This is a genomic window from Loigolactobacillus backii, assembly GCF_003946275.1.
Classification (GTDB): Bacteria; Bacillota; Bacilli; order Lactobacillales; family Lactobacillaceae; genus Loigolactobacillus; species Loigolactobacillus backii.
Window position 1 is genome coordinate 1 of sequence record NZ_RHNQ01000053.1, and the last position, 18,101, is coordinate 18,101.

General features: G+C 40.5%; 14 protein-coding genes and 1 pseudogene. 10 read left to right on the forward strand and 5 right to left on the reverse strand.

What is annotated here, in order from left to right:
• Positions 1-144 precede the first annotated feature (144 nt).
• Complete coding sequence (locus EKM61_RS09125; RefSeq protein ID WP_068225849.1) at positions 145-1,623, reverse strand: MDR family MFS transporter; 1,479 nt, start codon at positions 1,621-1,623, stop codon at positions 145-147.
• 124 nt (positions 1,624-1,747) lie between these two features.
• Between EKM61_RS09125 and EKM61_RS09130 the strand changes: the two genes are divergently transcribed.
• Both EKM61_RS09130 and EKM61_RS09135 read left to right on the forward strand, forming a co-directional pair.
• Positions 1,748-2,356, forward strand: a complete 609-nt coding sequence (locus EKM61_RS09130; RefSeq protein WP_068377143.1) for a TetR/AcrR family transcriptional regulator — start codon at positions 1,748-1,750, stop codon at positions 2,354-2,356.
• A gap of 733 nt (positions 2,357-3,089) precedes the next feature.
• Positions 3,090-3,980, forward strand: a complete 891-nt coding sequence (locus EKM61_RS09135) for a glycosyltransferase (RefSeq protein ID WP_225359749.1) — start codon at positions 3,090-3,092, stop codon at positions 3,978-3,980.
• On the opposite strand, the gene EKM61_RS09140 is transcribed toward EKM61_RS09135, so the two are convergent.
• Both EKM61_RS09140 and EKM61_RS09145 read right to left on the reverse strand, forming a co-directional pair.
• On the reverse strand, positions 3,938-5,707 hold the full coding sequence (locus tag EKM61_RS09140) for an ABC transporter ATP-binding protein (protein WP_068225846.1): 1,770 nt from the start codon (positions 5,705-5,707) through the stop codon (positions 3,938-3,940). The two genes, EKM61_RS09135 and EKM61_RS09140, sit on opposite strands and share 43 nt — an antisense overlap.
• A 170-nt stretch (positions 5,708-5,877) precedes the next feature.
• Positions 5,878-7,071: pseudogene (locus EKM61_RS09145) on the reverse strand (MFS transporter).
• Between the two features lie 262 nt (positions 7,072-7,333).
• Between EKM61_RS09145 and EKM61_RS09150 the strand changes: the two are divergent.
• The 4 genes from EKM61_RS09150 (at position 7,334) to EKM61_RS09165 (ending at position 12,592) form a co-directional block, all read left to right on the forward strand.
• Entirely contained in the window at positions 7,334-7,900 is a 567-nt protein-coding gene (locus EKM61_RS09150) for a hypothetical protein (RefSeq protein ID WP_068225844.1), read from the forward strand.
• A gap of 495 nt (positions 7,901-8,395) precedes the next feature.
• The gene (locus tag EKM61_RS09155) at positions 8,396-8,938 is read left to right on the forward strand and encodes a TetR/AcrR family transcriptional regulator (RefSeq protein WP_068225843.1); all 543 of its coding nucleotides are present in this window, start codon (positions 8,396-8,398) and stop codon (positions 8,936-8,938) included.
• A 35-nt stretch (positions 8,939-8,973) separates the two neighbouring features.
• Complete coding sequence (locus EKM61_RS09160; protein ID WP_068225842.1) at positions 8,974-9,591, forward strand: TetR/AcrR family transcriptional regulator; 618 nt, start codon at positions 8,974-8,976, stop codon at positions 9,589-9,591.
• On the forward strand, positions 9,575-12,592 hold the full coding sequence (locus tag EKM61_RS09165) for a YhgE/Pip domain-containing protein (RefSeq protein WP_404802801.1): 3,018 nt from the start codon (positions 9,575-9,577) through the stop codon (positions 12,590-12,592). Before EKM61_RS09160 ends, EKM61_RS09165 begins: the two co-directional genes overlap by 17 nt.
• A 99-nt stretch (positions 12,593-12,691) precedes the next feature.
• Here the strand turns inward: EKM61_RS09165 and EKM61_RS09170 are convergent, their stop codons facing one another.
• Complete coding sequence (locus EKM61_RS09170; RefSeq protein ID WP_068225841.1) at positions 12,692-14,032, reverse strand: amino acid permease; 1,341 nt, start codon at positions 14,030-14,032, stop codon at positions 12,692-12,694.
• 491 nt (positions 14,033-14,523) lie between these two features.
• On the opposite strand from EKM61_RS09170, the gene EKM61_RS09175 reads away from it, so the two are divergent.
• Positions 14,524-14,874 carry a hypothetical protein gene (locus tag EKM61_RS09175; protein WP_068225840.1) on the forward strand — a complete coding sequence of 117 codons (351 nt, stop codon included), beginning with the start codon at positions 14,524-14,526 and terminating at the stop codon, positions 14,872-14,874.
• Between the two features lie 296 nt (positions 14,875-15,170).
• Here EKM61_RS09175 and greA read toward each other — a convergent pair whose 3' ends face one another.
• Positions 15,171-15,647 (reverse strand): transcription elongation factor GreA, encoded by a 477-nt coding sequence (gene greA / locus EKM61_RS09180; protein WP_068225839.1) that lies wholly within the window; start codon positions 15,645-15,647, stop codon positions 15,171-15,173.
• Positions 15,648-15,962: 315 nt separating this feature from the next.
• On the opposite strand from greA, the gene EKM61_RS09185 reads away from it, so the two are divergent.
• The 3 genes from EKM61_RS09185 (at position 15,963) to EKM61_RS09190 (ending at position 17,779) form a co-directional block, all read left to right on the forward strand.
• Positions 15,963-16,637, forward strand: coding sequence for an NAD(P)H-dependent oxidoreductase (locus EKM61_RS09185; protein WP_068225838.1), 675 nt, complete (start codon positions 15,963-15,965; stop codon positions 16,635-16,637).
• Complete coding sequence (locus EKM61_RS12075; protein WP_164505766.1) at positions 16,624-16,800, forward strand: hypothetical protein; 177 nt, start codon at positions 16,624-16,626, stop codon at positions 16,798-16,800. Before EKM61_RS09185 ends, EKM61_RS12075 begins: the two co-directional genes overlap by 14 nt.
• A 193-nt stretch (positions 16,801-16,993) precedes the next feature.
• On the forward strand, positions 16,994-17,779 hold the full coding sequence (locus EKM61_RS09190; protein ID WP_158234212.1) for a C39 family peptidase: 786 nt from the start codon (positions 16,994-16,996) through the stop codon (positions 17,777-17,779).
• Positions 17,780-18,101 lie beyond the last annotated feature (322 nt).

The window sequence follows — 18,101 nt, forward strand, 5'->3', positions numbered from 1 at the left end:
CTTTTTTATTTTTCTGATTTTCAAAACAGACAAAAAACCGGTATTAGTTATTCACCAATACCAGAAAGTGTAGACCCATTTTATTCCCGCTAGCCGATTTGGCCGCTATTTTAGTCCAATACCAGGTGTTCACTTCAAGTACTTTTATTTAGTACTTTTCAATTTATTAGAAAGCAATATGGTCGGTAAAATAATAATCAAGGCAGCAATCGAAATAATTAAAAAACCGTACTGAAATGATTCAAGCCGAATATTAACTAAATGTTGGTGTGCAAATGATTGTAAATGATTAGCCGCTACATTATATTTTCCAGCAGCAAGTCTAGTTTCAAATGCTTTAACTCGAGATGCTGAATAGACGGTAACTGCAGTTGTGATGATTGCCGAACCGAAAGCACTCCCGATATTTTGAATAATCCGAGCGCCGATTGTGGCAGCGGGCACTTGATTAGCCTTCATTCCTGTGTAGGAATCGGCCATTAACGGCATTAAGATTCCACCGGCGCCGATACCGCGTACGAATAGGACAATGGCAATGATCCAAAATGAAGTGTGCTGATCAATCCAGAAAAATGGTAGGGTGCCTACAAATGTAATAACGACACTTGCTAAAACTACATATTTAGCGCCAATACTATCGGTCAATCGGCCAGTCAGTGGTCGTGATACGAGCATCCCTAGTCCCTGTGGAACCAAGGCTAAAGCTGCCATAATCACACTCATACCGCGAACATTCTGAAAAAATAGTGGTAATAATAACATTGCACCATTGAGCACGGTTCCTGCAATGAAAAGACCAATGATGGAGCCATCGAATGACTTAAACGTGAAGAGTTTCGTTGGTAAGACAGCTTTATCTTTACGAATAAATGCCCAGCCGATGTAAAGTATCAATGTAACTAATCCAGTAGTGAGAAAAGAAATTGTCGTGTGATTACTAAAATTGGCCGCATGTGCTGCCTTCACAACACCGTAAATGATACTGCTGGTTGAAGCAATCAAAAGTAGAATGCCAATAAAATCCATTTTCGCCGTTTTATTTTGTGCGGGATAATTTGGCATTTTCCAAATAATGAGTCCTAGGGAGACTAGAGTGACAGGTACATTAATCCAAAAAATCCAGTGCCACGATAGAAATTTAATAATAACACCACCAAGGACTGGTCCCAATAGTGGGCCTAAAATCATTGGTAAGCCAACGGTTGCCATCATGCGACCCATGATTTCAGGTCCAGCCGTTTGAACTAACAGTGTCGTTAGTAATGGCATAATTAGACCACCAGCAAATCCTTGAATTAAGCGAGCACCGATTAAAAATTGGATACTAGGCGAAATGGCCGATAAAATTGAACCAACGCCAAATAAAATTTCACCAGCCATAAAAACATATTTACCGTTAAATTTATTTAGTAGCCAACTAGAAAACGGTACGGCGATCCCGGTGGCTAGTAAATAGCAAGTAATCGTCCATTGAACGGTGGGCACCGAACTGTTGAAACTATGAACCAAATTATTGATGGCAATATTGATCATCGTTGAGTCAAGCAAAGGCGCCATGGCACCAAGCACAACTACCCAGGCGATCGTTAAAACAGATTTTGGAATCTCGTTTTGTTTCTGCATATTATTTCCTCCTGTAAAATAAGAAACTATTAGTATCTTATGAACACGAGTGCTATAATACACTTTGAAATGAAAAAGTCAATAAGAAACTTAAAGTATCTTATTTTTTGAGGAGGTCGAAGCAATGGTGCAAAAAAGACGGCGAGGAACTGAACTAACAGAAGCAATTTATCAAGCAACGCGCGAAATATTAGAAAATGATGGTTTATCAGCGTTAACTTTCCCCAAAGTTGCAACAGCTGCTGGAACCAGTAAACCAGTGATTTACCGGCGCTGGGACTCACCGTTTTCACTTGCCATTGCGGCCGTTCAAGATAAAATTAAGCTGGAGAATCATGGCCGAATGGATGAACTTAAGTTGACGGGAACGTCTTTGCGAGCGGACTTATCGCAATTATTACAACGCTTTATTATTAGTATGAATGCGTTTGGCCAGTCTTACACGAATACTTTTTTTAATGGTATGAGTAAACAACAAAATGAAGTTATCCAAAAGATGATCGATGAAGCGACCGCAATTGATATTAGTGCACTTAACCAGGTGCTCAAGCGCGCTAAAGAACGTGGTGAATTGGCAACAACTGAAATGTCCAATGATTTAAAATTATTACCATTCGAATGGCTTCGGTACCATCTATTTGTTAATGAAAATGTTAGTAGAGTAAATTTAACTGCGTTGATTGATGATGTGTTGATTCCGTCATACCAACACGCAACTGGAACACCAAAGTAATTGACTATAAAAAATACAGACGGAGTGGGGGAAATCCTGGCTGCAGCAAACCCTAAACCACTCCTATCTATATTTTTATAACTTAGCTAACATACTTTAGCAACGTGAATAAGTTAGTTTGCTTTGAATTAGGTCATCATCATTAGTGTTATAAAAAGGTTCGTCAAATTTACTCGTGGCCGGATTGAAATTATTTTGAATATTGCGGTTTATTTTTACAATCTGTCATATTAAAAATAAGTTGATAATTAGTCAAGCAGGAATTGCGGCATGTGGCGCATAAACCATCAATGGCTAGGTAAACGACTGGGGCCGTTAAAGTTGATGCAGAAAGTTTTGATTGAGATAAATGAGTTATGTCCTGTTTCACGTGAAACAAAAATAAAGTCCGTGAAAGATCGTTTGAATTTAACGCTAATCAAATTTATGTATTTACGATAAAAATTACAAAGAAAACAGAAATATAACGCTTCAATATCAAAACCGTGCCTAGCCGTTGAATTGAAAAACAGGCAAGTAGTTATTGGGTTAAAGAGTCGAGAATTATTAGTTTGGTGATAATATTGCAAGTCAAATTGTAGCACTATGTAAATAGTCCTTGATGCAAAGGCCTTTCCAAGCATTCCTAGCTTGATTTTAATCCTCCCCTAAGTTAAATTTGCGCCATATCTGCTATACTAACAATCGGGATCGACTCACGTAGGAAAAAAGTTATCATGAACGTGAGTCATTATTGACTGGGAGGGGACTGTTTGTTATCCAAATTCTTTACTGTGGCAACGATCAAATGTTTCGAGGCGTTTTACTTTCCGTATTGTCGCTTTTGAAGAACACATCTGAGCCTCTTGAAATTTATATATTAACGGCTGAATTACAAAACAAACAGCACCAAACGATTGAGTTTACGGAAAAACACGCCAATTTTATCAATGAAATTGTAACGCGGCATAACGAGAAAAATGATGTGACTAGAATTGATATTACCACCCTCTATAATGCCTATTTACCAACCGCCAACACGCATACGATGTTTACACCATATAGCATGTTACGTCTTTATGCAGATCAAATTCCTGAACTTTCTGGTCGAATTCTATATTTGGATGCGGATGTCCTTTGTCGACGGCCATTCGATGATTTCTATCATCAATCTTTGGTCAATACTGAAATCGTGGGCACTCTAGATTATTATGGGCGCTGGTTTTTTCATCACCAATGGCGTAAATTTGACTACCTCAATTCAGGTGTTTTACTGTTAAATCTGAATTTAATCAGGCAAACTCATTTATTTGAAAAATGTCGTAAATTGTGCAAAAAAAGACCGATGATCATGCCAGATCAATCGGCCATTAACAAATATTCAAAATTAAAACGAATTACGGACCGGCGGTATAATGAACAGCACGGCAGAGTCAATGATACCGTGTTTCAACATTTTTCCGCGAAATGGAAATTTTGGCCCGTTATTCATACTGAATCAATTAAGCCCTGGGAAATTGATAAAGTGCATCAGCGGATGAAAATTCACGACTATGACGACCTTTATGAAGTGTACCAAGGGTTACTTAATCAGTTACCGGATTACTCTGTAACTGGCTCGACTTCTTCTGATTTTGCAAATTGATTGTTAAAATACTGCCGGTAGAGTGGATGACTTTTTATTAATTCATTGTGCGAACCATGACCACTAACGCGTCCATTCTCGATAAAATAGATTTCGTCCGCATCGATAATGGTATTAATTCGGTGAGCAATGATTAGTGTTGTCCGTCCGGTCATGAGATCTTGTAGCGCCCGTTGAACCATGACTTCTGATTCAGGATCTAGGCTAGCGGTTGCCTCATCAAGCATGAGTAGCTGAGGGTCCCTTAAGAAGGCACGGGCAATTGATAAACGTTGTCGTTGGCCTCCGGAAATATTAACGCCATTTTCACCAATTTCGGTTTCAAGTTGTGCTGGCATTTCTAATACGAAATCTTTTGCGTACGCTAATTCTAAAGCTCGCCACTGTTCTTCATCGGTGGTGGGCTTTTTTAGTCCGTAAGTTAGGTTATAGCGGATGGTGCCAGTCATGGTGTCTGCGTTTTGGCCAACTAAACCAATTTGATCGCGCCAATTGGCCAGATTTAAATCAGTGAGGTTAGTGTCACCAATGGTAATAGAACCGGTATCGGGCCGATAAAAGCGTTCTAATAGGCTAAAAATGGTTGTTTTTCCGCTGCCAGAAGGGCCGACAAATGCGACGACAGAATTTGGTGCCGCCTTAAATGAAACATCGTGTAAAATTTCTTGATCAGTTTGATAAGAGAAAGAAACGTGATTCATTTCTAGGATCCTATCATTAGCATTAACTTTAACGCCAACATTGGTCCTTTCTTCGGCCACATCAAGTAATTCTTGAATTTTACTAGTCGAGCCGCCTGTTTTAGCAACGTCGGATAAGAACTGGCCAAGTGTGGTAAAAGGAACAACTAACTGAACTAGATACATTAGAAAGGCCATTAAAGTTCCGCTAGTCATCGTGCCGTGACTAATGCGGAAGACACCGTATGAAAGCACGCCAACTATGAGGGCGAGCATAAGCACTCCGGTGGTTGGCCCCACAATTGAGTCATAAATTGCTTCACGAACGCCTAATTTGTAAAGTTTAGACATTTGCTTTTCACCACTCAATTTTTCGGTTGCCATTGCGTCAGAGGACTTCACTAAACGCATTTTGGTCAATACTTCACTGACCTTGGCGTTTAATGAAGCTATGGCGTTCTGACGTTTATGGGCTACACTGTAAGATCGGCGGAATACAGGTAATAAACAAAATAAAATGAGTGGGACAACAACGAACATGATAAGTGTCATTCGCCAGTCCATGAACAACATTAAAAGCATGGCGCCTACAAGTTGGAGTATGGAAGTGATCATTCGGGGTAATGAGTTCGCTAGCAGGTCTTTAACTTGGGTTGAATCGTTGGTTAACCGTGATGCGATTTGGCCGGATTGATGTTGATCTAAATAATTGATCGGTAGAACCAAAATCTTATTCCATAGTCGGTTGCGTAATCGATAAACAACATCTTCACCAAAAACGCCAAGCGAGGTTCCGGAAAAAGCACCTAAAATAATACTAAAAACAAACAATAGAATAACCGCAATTAAAAAGCCAGTATTTATATGGTGCGGAATTTGGTTGAGAATGTTTCGTGCTAGAAGTGGAACTGCAAGCTGTAGGGCCGCAGCAAACGCGCCTAGTAGTATGCCGCAAATAAACAACCAGTAGCGTGGTTGAATCAGCTGAATTAGCTTTAAAAAATCCTTAATGTGAAGCCTTGAAGTTGTTTTTGAACGTGAGTGCATGAGTGCGTCTCCTAAAATAGATTTGCAGAACTAAAATAACGCATTGTTAGTGGTTTTACAATAGCTTTAAAGTTATATAGTTCACTTTAGCAGTTTCATGGAAAATAACGGTGCTTTAAAAATCCAGAAACTTTGGCAAATTAGTAAGCACCGCTATTTTTGCTTACTATTTACGATAACGTTTCCGATTTAAATAAAGTTTGCTGGGTTAAAATAATAACGCCAACGCCGGTTAATAAAACCGATAAACAGATAACCAGCCAAATAATGGGTAACCAACTGCCTAATTGTGTTTTTAGAAAACCAAATGCAATTGGGCCAGTGGCGGCTAGCAAGTAGCCAAAAGATTGGGCCATCCCTGATAAATTTGCGGTATCTGTAGCGTTAGTGGTTTTCTTTTGAAAAAAGATAATTGCAATACTGAATGCCGCACCAGAACTAGCACCCATTAATAAGGAAAATAGCGCGGACCAGCCAAAGGATTGACTGCCGGCCAAAAGCCCGCAGGCACCACCAATAAAGCCAAAACCAACAAAAGCTACAACAACAGCCATTCCGTGCGGCCTTTCGGAAATTAAAGGGACCACTAAGGACAAAGGCAGGAGACTGATTTGAAAAATGGTCGCCAGATTACCAGCCTGAATAGTGCTAAAACCAACGCTGGTAAATAAGGTTGGTAGTCAGGTCAATAAAGAATAATAAAGTAAAGATTGTAGGCCAAAGAATAACGTAATCCACCAGGCCAACCCGGTCCGCCACACTGATTTATGGGTAGTGTTTTGCAGTTTGGTAGTCGTATTTTGATTTGGCATTTTTTTCAAATTAAGTAGCCAAACGAACAGGCCGGCCAAGCCAACTAATGAAAGTATGGCCATCGAACCCATGAGTGAAATTTTATTAGCTAAATGGCCAGAAAAGCCGGTACCTAAAGAAGCAATCAGCCCCATCGCAACCGTATATTCAGTCGTTTTAATCGCAATTTTTGCTGGAAATTGTTCCTTAATAATTGCTGGGAGTAGGACATTGCCGCCAGCAATACCGATTCCAATCAGGCCAGTTCCAATCATTAACGCCCAAATGGTTGGAATAACGCGTAAATAACTACCAGCGGCCAATAAAATGAGAAAGCCAAAGAGAACTTTTTCGTTACCAAGGCGTTGACTGAGTCGTGGCGCAAACGGGGAAATAAGGGCAAACATAAGTAATGGAATAGTTGTCAGAAAACCCGCCAGTGAGGCCGGTAACCCTAAAGTCTGTTTTAAGTTAGTGAGTAAGGGTGGCAGCATCGTAATTGGTAGCCGCAGATTGGCGCCAACTAGAATCAGACCAAGTGTGAGCCAGCGGTTAGTAATTTTAGTATTCATACTAATAGTTTCTCCTTTATTGCGTCTATCTATATGAGTACATCATAAATTAAGTGGCGGGTTTTAACAAAGTTAATTGTTTGTAGCGGATTAGCAAAATGTTTTTAAGTACGTTTCCACTAAAATAGTCAGGAAAATACTAACGAAGGTAACTTCCAAATATTTCTGCGGATACGAAAAAAATAGTTGCTTGTAAATTAAAGCACAAGCGTTTAAGATTTAAAATGAAAGCGTATTTTTAATCGGAAAGGATTGACAATAAATGGCAATCGACAAGGTTGTTTATGAAGCGGAGTTAACCGCGCTGAATAGTGATAAATTGGGTATTAAGCCAAAAGGTCACGCAACACTGACCATTATGAACAATCAATTAATAATTGAAGTTAACATGACTGACGTTCCCGCCAATACAGAACACTGGATGCATTTCCATGGATTTGCCGATGGTTCAGATGCACAAATTGCAACCATTAAGCAGGATAAAAATCATGATGGTTTTATTGATTTACCAGAGACCGAGGAAGTTTCCGGAACAACAATGGTACCATTTAATGATCGACCACAAGATATTAATATTCCAACGGATACTTACCCAGTTGCTGGTAGTGCAGGTAATTTTAATTACAAAGTGGCTGTACCGCTAATTGAGATGCAGCAAAAATTCAGTGAGGTTTTCCACGATCAACAGTTGGCGTTGGATAAGCGCGTTATTTATGTTCACGGTGTGCCGGATAGCATGGCATTGCCAGCTAGTGTTAAAGGCGCAGTTGGGACTTATGATGCGCACACAACGCTGCCCATTGCGGTTGGTAAAATTAAGCGTGTTTAAAGACCGTGAATTTTAGATAAAAAAGTGAAAAATACTTTTTAACTGATTTAGTGGAAACATGTTGGAAAAAACAGCTTCCTGCGGTGACCGAGACGAACTTAGTCGAGGAAACACAGTTATGGACTTTATAACTGTGCTCCGTAGCTTTCGCCACAAGAATGGCCATCGTTCGTAGCATCAAGATTATTAGCGAACTAGGCTGCGTCTCGGACTTTGGTTCATCCTAGTCCGATCGACAACGTTAGTAATCCTCAGAATCTAACCGCTTTTTCAAACACTCTGAGAGCTCGTCACAATTTTAATTGTTTGTCTGCAATTAAGATTGTGGTGAGCTTTTTTGTTGTAAAGGGTTAATTAAGACACTTTTGGTTATCTGTTCCGTTGCAAGATAAAAACATCAATTTAAATCTTTTGTTTCATAGTCGGACTGGTATGATAAACAGCGTTAATTAATTATGCTAAGTCCAGCAACAGGGTAGTTATGGAGGAAAGCAGATGCGAGTTACACGAACTGTTAGGGATTTTGAAAATGCACTAATTAAGGTACTGGAAACGACATCGTTTGATGCAGTGACCGTAGAGCAAATTTGTGCGGAGGCGTTATTGCATCGCAGCAGTTTTTACCGTTATTTTAATGATAAATACGACTTATTACAGCAAACGATGTCAATGATGCTCAATCAGCTACTAAAGGATCAAGGACACAGTGACGATATTATTGAACAAATCGTTAATTTTGTGGACACGCACAAGGAAGTATTTCGGAACATTTCAGTTAATAACGGGCGAAACTATCTTGATATGGAAGTTTTAACTGTCATCAGTCGGATTATGTTAGCGCGGCGTGATACAAAATCGCAGGATGCATTAATCGAGACCTTGCGGCGAACTGATCAACCGGAGATGTTGGCTTATGTACTGAGTGGTGCTATTATGGGTGCTTTTGTTTGGTGGCGTAAAAGTAATTACGATTTACCAAAGGAACAGATCATTTCTTTTATCAAGGTTGCCGTTAACGGCGTTAAATCTTTCTATTAGAGTGTTTATAAAGGTGTGGAATAAGGGTGAAAAGAATGCCAGATGGGAACTGGTTGTTAATGGATAATGGGTTAGATGAACGTTATCGCCAAATTTTAGATGCGGCATTTACTATTTTTGCACGTGATGGCTATGATGGCACACGTTTACCAGTGATAGCGTTTGAAGCCAAGGTGAGTATTGGGACGATTTACCGGCATTTTCCCAGTAAGCAAGCGCTATTTAATCAAATCTGTCAGCAGCTTATTATGGCCATTAAATATAGGCTGATGATTAATTTCCCACAGCAGGCGTCTTGTGAAGTCCAGTTTGATTTTTTGTTCAACAAAACGTTGCAGCTATTTCAACACGATCCGCGCAGTGCGACTTTCATTATGCGTAATCAGTTTGCCACTATTTTGGATTCAGTAACTCTGGCCAAACAGGCCGCATTGATTGCCTTTTTAAAACAAACCATTCAAAAAGGCCAGCAGTGTGGTGTTTTACGGGCTGGTCTTCCAGAGCTTTTGTTGGTCACAGTCGTTAACCAAATGACAAGCTCAGTTATTTTTATGGTTGGACGAACGCCATGGCCGGAATTAGTGCAGACATTACGAGATTGTTGCTGGGGTAGCTTAAGTGAGGGAGCAGTAAACTATGTGGGAAATGATTAAAAATGAGTGGCGTTTTGTACGTAAGAATCGGTTAATTTTGCTTTCTGTTATTGTCATGGCATTTATTCCGTTACTTTACAGTGTATTTTTCTTGAAGTCGGTTTGGGATCCTTATGGTAACACGCAGAATTTGCCAGTTGCCGTGGTTAATAAAGATCGGCCAGTTCATTATAATGGCGCGACATTGAACGTTGGTAAGCAGACAGTAACTAAGCTGAAAAATAATAACCAACTTGGCTGGCGTTTTGTGTCGGCAAAAAAGGCCGCGCAAGGAATGAAAGATAAAAAATATTATACCGTTGTAACATTACCAAAGAATTTTTCTAAAAATGCCGCCACACTTTTGGATAAAAATCCCAAAAAGATGCAGTTAACTTATAAAACAAATGATTCCTTAAATTATATCGGTGAGGTCATTAGTCAGATTGGCGCAACTTCCTTAGATAAGGAAATTCGTGCGGCCGTCACTAACGCGTATGCTAGCGCCGTGTTTGATCAATTACACGTTGTTGGCAAGGGGATGCACACTGCCGCTGGTGGGGCCTCCCAACTGGATACTGGTTTAGTCACAATGAATGACGGTTTAAAGCAGTACACCGTTGCGGTTTCGCAAGTTAATGATGGTGTTCAAACGTTGAATATGAGCGTTAAACCATTAGCTAGTGGCGCTGGGCAATTGGCAACAGGCTCGGCCACTTTGGCAAAAGGGCTAAACAAATACACGGCTGGAGTTTTGCAACTAGGTACGGGTGCCGGCCAATTAAATGCCAATTCAAGTAAACTGACTAGTGGTGCAACCCAATTGGCCGGTGGGACGGCTTTACTAAATGGTAAAACCGGCGCGCTCACTGGTGGTGTTAATCAGTTAGCAACTGGCTCACAAAAATTTTCTGGTGGTGTCCAAGCATATACTGCTGGTGTTGGCTCACTTTCTGGAGGTTTGGGGCAACTCGCGACGAACTCACAGCAATTGCGTAGTGGTACAAGTGAGCTAAAGAATTCATTAAAAGATTTACCAGCAGGAGTGACTGCCCTAAATGATGGCAATACTGAATTGGCGACCCAAGTAGCCCAGCTTAATCAACAACTCGCTACAAGTGGTCTACTTAATTTGGCTAAAAATCCACAGCAGTTAACGACATTGCGGCAACAAAGTTCCAATTTGGAGCAAAGTTTAGCCAGTTCACAAACCCAAGATCTGTTAAATGGTATGAATCAGTTGGCCAAGGTTAATTTAACTGGATTGAGTGATTCAGTAGCAAAACTCCAAACAGCGGCAACTGAAGCGCAAACAACAATGACGGGTAGTCTTGGTCAAATTGCTGCAAATGCAAAAGAATCTGCACAGGATGCTCAGGCCGTCCTAGTGGCTAATCCTGATTTAGATCAAGCCTCAAAGGCCAAATTAACCGCAATTATTGCTCGTGAGGCTGGTACTAGTCCAACTAGCACGGCTAGTGAACTAAAGATAACGCAAGCGACGATGACTGGCCTTGCGCAGCAACTCACAACTGCTGAAAATACACTGACAACGTTAGCACCAACTTTGACAAAGGTCAGCAGTCTCGGCCAGCAGTTGCCTGAATTACAAGAAAAGTTACAGGCCGCCAAGTCGTTACTGGCCAGTACCAATACATTGATGAGTCAGCTTAATACGAAAGAAAATCAAACTTTATTGGCTGCGATGCCGGCCAAATTAAATGACTTACAAAAAGCAACGCAGCAATTAGCGGCTGGAACACAGCAATTAGATACTCAGGTTAACGCAAAAGTTCCAGGTAGTCAGCAGTCATTATTATTGGCTAGTCTCAATCAATTAGAGACGGGCACAACTACCTACACTAAGGGCGTTGATGCTGCAAATGCTGGCGCCACTCAGCTTAAGCAAAATTCAGGAAGTTTGGCTTCCGGTGCGACCCAACTGGCCGGTGGTATTGGTAGTATGCAGCAACAGTTACCGCCACTAGTCACTGGTATTAGTACTTTAAATGGTGGCGCACAACAGCTTTCTAGCGGCGTTCAACAATATACGGGTGGCGTTCAGGCATTAAACAGTGGTGCCAGTCAATTAAACGCTAACTCAGCTACCTTAAATAACGGCGCGCAACAACTGGCTTCTGGACTGGGGCAATTAAACCAGCAGGTACCACAATTGGTTACGGGTGTTGGTCAGTTAGCCTCAGGAACAGGGCAGTTAAACGCTAAATCAACTGATTTAATTGATGGAAATATTAAACTGAACACAGGAGCTGCCCAGTTGGCTACTGCACTTAAGTCAGGTAGTAAGAAGGTTAATGGGATTAAAACAACGCCAAAAACGACGGCCATGTTTGCTAGTCCAACCAGTTTAAAGCACCAAAATTATAGCTATGTTCCAAACTACGGTCACGCCTTAGCACCGTACGTACTTTCTCTAGCACTTTATGTGGGTGCCTTGGTCTTTAATTTTGCTTACCCAATTCGCAAAATTTCGATGTCCGGTAAATCGGCTACTGCTTGGTTTTTCAGCAAGGTATCGCTTGGTGCCGCGGTTGCTGTTGCAATGGCCATTATCGAAGCGACACTAATTATGGCGTTTGGACTACAAGTTGACCACGTTGGGGCCTTTTATCTGATAGCGATTATTTTTGCACTGGCTTCAATGTTTACCATCATGTTTCTTTCAATGGCACTAGATAATCCTGGTCGTTTCTTGGCAATGATTTTACTGATGCTTCAACTAGGTGGTTCTGGTGGTACGTTCCCAATGGAAGTCACCAATGGTTTCTTTAACGCCATTCATAGGTTCTTGCCAATGACGTACTCAATTTTGGGCTTCCGGGAGGCGATTACTTCTGGGCTTGGTGGTCGAACCATTGGGCAAGTTACGTTAATTTTAGCAACCTTTACGTTAGTGGCACTAATTTTATTGTGGGCCGTTATGGTATTATTGCAGCGAATTCATTTAGCAGGTACGTCACAGTTAGACGAGAACCAAAAATTACAGAAAATTGAAAAATAAACTTGAAATATTTCAAAAATAAAACAGCCTAAGATTATTCTAAGAAAGAATGAGCAAAAGTCTTTCTTAAAATAAATCTTAGGCTGTTTTTTTAGGCCACTATTTTCGTTTAAGCACGTGGTAGGCGATGAACATTAAGACAAACCAGATTAGAGAAATTAATAACGAAATTCGTGTATCAGGAATGAATAAAAGAAAAATCAACACGCAGATGAAAAACAGCAAACTCAGGTAGTCGGTAAAAGGATAGCCAGGCATTTTAAAATTACTACTGCCTTCAAGGTGTTGTTTCCGATATTTAAGGTGGCACCAAAGCAGGATCAACCAAACGAAAACAAAATTAATGGTTGAGACACCAGAGACTAAGTTGAAAACCTTGGCCGGCATAAAATAGTTTAAAATGACAATGATAAATAGAATCAGCGATGAAAATTGTAATGCCTGATTTGGGACGCTGCGTCGATCTAATTTGCCAAAACGTTCTGGTGCGTTATGCCCCCGTGCTAGTGCGTGTAGCGTCCGGCTAGTACTGAATAAGGCACTATTGGTTGCGGACATGGCAGCAGTCAAAACGACGAAATTTAAAATTCCAGCGGCGCCAACAATACCAATGCCGGAGAATACTTGAACGAAGGGACTAGAAGTGGTTGTGATTTTATTCCACGGGTAGACGCTCATAATGGCAATCATTGAACCGATGTAAAAGAGTCCAATTCGGATCGGTAGGCTATTGATGGCCTTTGGTAAATTAACTTCTGGATTGGTTGTTTCACCGGCAGTTAGGCCAACCATTTCAATACCAACAAAGGCAAAAACTACCATTTGAAATGACATTAGAAAACCAATTGGACCAGTGGGAAAGAAACCGCCGTGGCTAACTAAATTAGAAAAACCAGCTACGGAATTACCAACGTGGTAGTGAATGATGGCCAGAAAAACGCCGACAACAACTAAGGCCAAGATGGCAACGACTTTAATCAGCGAGAACCAAGATTCTAGTTCGCCAAATAGGCCAACGTTCACTAAATTAACTAATAACAACAGGAGAATGATGACAAACGGTGTGATCCATTGGGGAACGTTAGGAAACCAATACTTAACGTAAATTCCGGTGGCAGTTAAATCTGCCATTGCTAGGCTGATCCAGCAAAACCAGTAGGTCCAGCCGGTAATGAACTCCATGCGGTCGCCGAGATATTCTTTAACGAAATCAATGAATGAATTTTTGCTAGTATCAGAAAGCAACAGCTCACCAATTGCGCGCATTAAAAAGAAACAGAAAATACCGACGATGAGGTAGGATAAAATGATTGATGGCCCAGCGGCGCGAATAGCACTCCCTGAACCAAGAAATAGTCCGGTACCAATCGCGCCGCCAATTGCAATCATTTGAATATGGCGGCTTTTTAGTGATCGTGATAATTTCTGTTCTTCTTTCATTTATACTTCCTCCTAATATTTTGCGATCTTACCCGTAGCTATTAAATCTTTTTATGTTTTGTAATAAAAAAGCGCCCCTAGTACAGAGGTCTGCACTAGGGGCGCTTTGCAACGCTGTTCCACCCAAATTCACAATCCATAAGAATTGCCTTTAACGGCCGTTAACGTAGCCAAACGATATAAAACAACCGCCATAAAAGTTGAATGGATTTCAGCCTCGCCCACTCTCTCTGAATTTAATCATTCGATTAAAATTATTGTTATTCAGTGTATAAAAATATTAAGGAATTGTCAAGTCGATTTGAACTCGCTTATGGTCTGAAACTAAGGAGTATTTGGAAAAGCGCCCAGGTTTCTACGTTTATCCACGATCGGTATACGTATCTTATTGCTAAACTTGGCCAATGCTCAAAAAGGATTATTGCATTTCTTAGTTTCATTTTTGCGGTGGCTTGCTTATACTAAAAGAAAAGATAAAGAAGGTAAAAGTAATGCTACATAGTAGTAGAATGGCAATCGGCGCTTGGGTTAATACTTTAATTATTCTGCTTGTCGGCGCAATTAAGCCCCAACAATTAACAAACTCAGGGATGTGGTCGTCATTATTTGCGGTCTCATTCTTTTATTTGATTGTTATTATCGCCAATCAAAAAAAGTGGGGCCATTGGTTATTAATGCTAATGGAAGTTATTTCCGGTCTTATTATTTTAGAATTTATGTTCACGAGTTTAACGCAGTACGCGGGCTTTTGGCGCGTTTGTAGTATCTTACTAGCAGTTTTACTTTTAGGACATTTATACGCTGCATTTCGCGCGCTGCGTCAAGATATGAAGGCAAAATAGACAAAAGTGACTCAATCTACTTAGTGATTTTAATTTATAGATTAAGTCACTTTTCTTTTATTGTAAAAAAGCAATTTACCTTTGTTTAACGTCGTAATAGGCTACTTTCGATTGCCATTACTATACTAGTGCATCGTGGTGAATCTATTTAAAACTATTAGCTAGTTTTCAGAACGCTAAAACTTAACTGGAACGAGACAAAACAGAATAGATTCCATTCCGGCCACAGTGGACCTCAAGTGTTATTTGTGTAGCGGAACAGAGGCTAATTGAATGCTATGTTGGCGTTGTTGTTTTCAATCAACCTTGATGATTTTGACCTGGTAACTGCTGGCCGGTGCCTGAACGGTAACAGTTGTCCCGGCGGATTTGTTCAATAAGGCCTTGCCAATTGGTGAGGCAAAGGAAAGTTTATTTTGGGTAACTTCGGCCATTTCGGCCTCTTGTTTGCCGACAATTAGGAAGGTTTCTTCACTATTATCATCGAGAAATTGAATAGTAACGGATTTACCTAACTCAATTTTGTCGGTCGTTTTTGGCGCCACAATTTCGGCGTACTGTAATTGTTTATCTAAAAAACGAAGCTGGCTTTCCAGGTGACGTAAATCACGCTTAGCGGCACTGTATTCAGCGTTTTCTGACAAATCCCCCAGTGCACGTGCCGCTTGTAAGATCCGAATACGTTCTGGTCGTTGCTTTTTTAACGTCTCGATTTTATCTTCGATTTGTTGGTAGCCATTTTGAGTCATTTGGTTAAGGTAAGGTTGGGGCATAACTGATTCTCCTTTGCAAAGGGTACTTGTAGCGTATATTGTAAAGCAAAATTAGTTAGGTTACCACTTAGTATCAGTGTGGCAGGGCCTTTACATTTTGAGTAATGTAGTTTGAATTAGGGTAGCCACACCTTCGTTTAAAATTATTAAACTAATCTATCTATAGATGCTACAGTATTTTAGAAATGATCAGAAGGGTAGTTGGCCGCCATTTTGTACGCTAATTATATTTAAAAAAGATGTGTTATACTCACAAAAAAGTTTACCAAATACGCAGGATCATTATTTTAAATCTTTTGAAAGAAGCTACTTATTTTGAAAACACTAATTATCGTTGCTCACCCCCAATTAGCAGATTCAGCTACCCAGGCCTTTTTAAAGGCAGGCGCGCAATTGCCTGACGTCACTTGGCACTATTTAGATGAGCGGCAATCAATTAACGTGGCGGCGGAACGCCAATTATTATTAGTTGCCAATCGTGTTATTTTGCAATTTCCACTTTACTGGTATTCCGCACCGGCTATTTTACAAATCTGGGAAGAGCAGGTTTTACAGGTGAAAGGCTCCTTGGCCGGTAAAGAATTAGGTGTCGTTGTCAGTACTGGCGTTAAAGCCGAGGCCTATCAGGCAGGTGGCGCCGAACAATTCACAATTTCTGAATTGTTGCGGCCATTTCAAGCACTTACCCACAAACTACAGATGACTTATTTGCAACCTTTTGTGCTATCTCAATTTGCCCATTTAAGCGAGTCGGCCAAGCAACGACTGTTTATTGCTTATCAACAATACCTGACCTTATCAGTTTCGGCGGCCTTTAGTGAACGCGAGAGCTGGTTTGTCGAACGATTAAAGCGAATGATTGCGGCAAAACCAGAACTGAAAGATCGAGTAACGCTAATTTTAGAGCAGTTAGAGACGCAGCAGGAACAACTTGATGAATTACAATGGACACTTCAAATGATGAAAGCAAGTGAAAATGATGACGAATGACTGGTTGCAGCAGCAAATTAATGAACTAGCCGTTACCAGTGAACATTACGAGGAACAGGCCTTATTTAGGGCACTTGCCGAGCTGGTTACTGAACAAGAAAAAAGGATTGAGCAAACACAGGGCGAAATTGATGGCCGAACTTGGGATGAACGTCAATGGTGAAATCACGAGAAAAATTTTAAGCTATTATTTATGGCGCTTTAAGAAGGCACTGCTCTTTCAAGCACTCCTAGTAAAATTACCTTTCATCACGATTAAATGAGATTTTTTTGTGACGTTTTACGCCTTTAGCTTGTTTTCATAAATTTATTTTACTAAGCTAAATAAAACGGAAGGAATAGGGATGCTTAATTTGATGACTCGAAAACAACATAATTTTATGCGTAGACGACGGTATCGTTTATTTAAAGCAGGCCTTATTTTTAGTCTGGTTATCATTGTTTCTTTGATTACAGGTGCTTTTTCTATCACGCACGCAACGGATCAAAAACGGGCCCAGAACTCGCAAAGTTCTACTTCAGGAGTAATTACTAGTAAGCAAAAGACTGATGCCAAGACAGCCAAGCAAGCTGCTATTGATCGCGCAAGAAAAAAGGCTGGTGTGAATCAGGCCATTAGTGATGCTCAACAGACCGCTAAAACAAAAGCAGGAGCGACTCAAGTTCAGTTAAAGGCACCGGCACTTGATCAGTTTCCTGAATTACCCACTGGTTGTGAGATCACTGCGGTTGCGATGCTAATGCAATACAAGAAGGTTAATATTTCTCCTAGTGAAATTGCTCAAGAAATTCCCTATACGGATGATCCAAATACTGGTTTTTGGGGAAATCCTTACGACGATACAGGCTATACAATGTATCCACCAGCGTGGCAAAGCTTTTTTGAAAGTAAGGTAGGACACTTCAAAAACTTGTCAGGTGCCAGTATTAAGACACTTAAGCAGACATTACATTCAGGAAAGCCAGTTGTGGCTTGGCTATATTTACACGATTTTCCGGCCCATGCTATTTTATTAACCGGCTACGATCAAAATGATTTTTATTATAATGATCCTTTTGATGGTTCTGGTAACAACAAAATTAAAACTAAAACTTTTTGGAAGTTGGCGGCAACACAAAATAACGCGGCAATGACCTATTAATTGAAAAATGGTGGGAGTGGGCCAAAAGTCGGTTTTGGATTAGCTGTAGTTAGGCACGTAAATCCAGACTTTTGGCGCACGTTCTAGAGCAATGTTCGGAAACAGTAAGCGGCCAGGACTTTTGTCCTGGCCGCTTACTTATTTTGGCTCTCTGTCAAATCCTGTTGATAGCCAATTTTACAGCGTTAGAAGTTAGGCAACTTCTAATGCTGTTTTTTTATTTGGTTTGGTGCGCATTTGTTGTAGTTTGATCCGTGAAACTAAATGGTGATAGTTACGAAAACCAAAAGCCGTTCGCTGGATCTGTTTGATCATACGATTG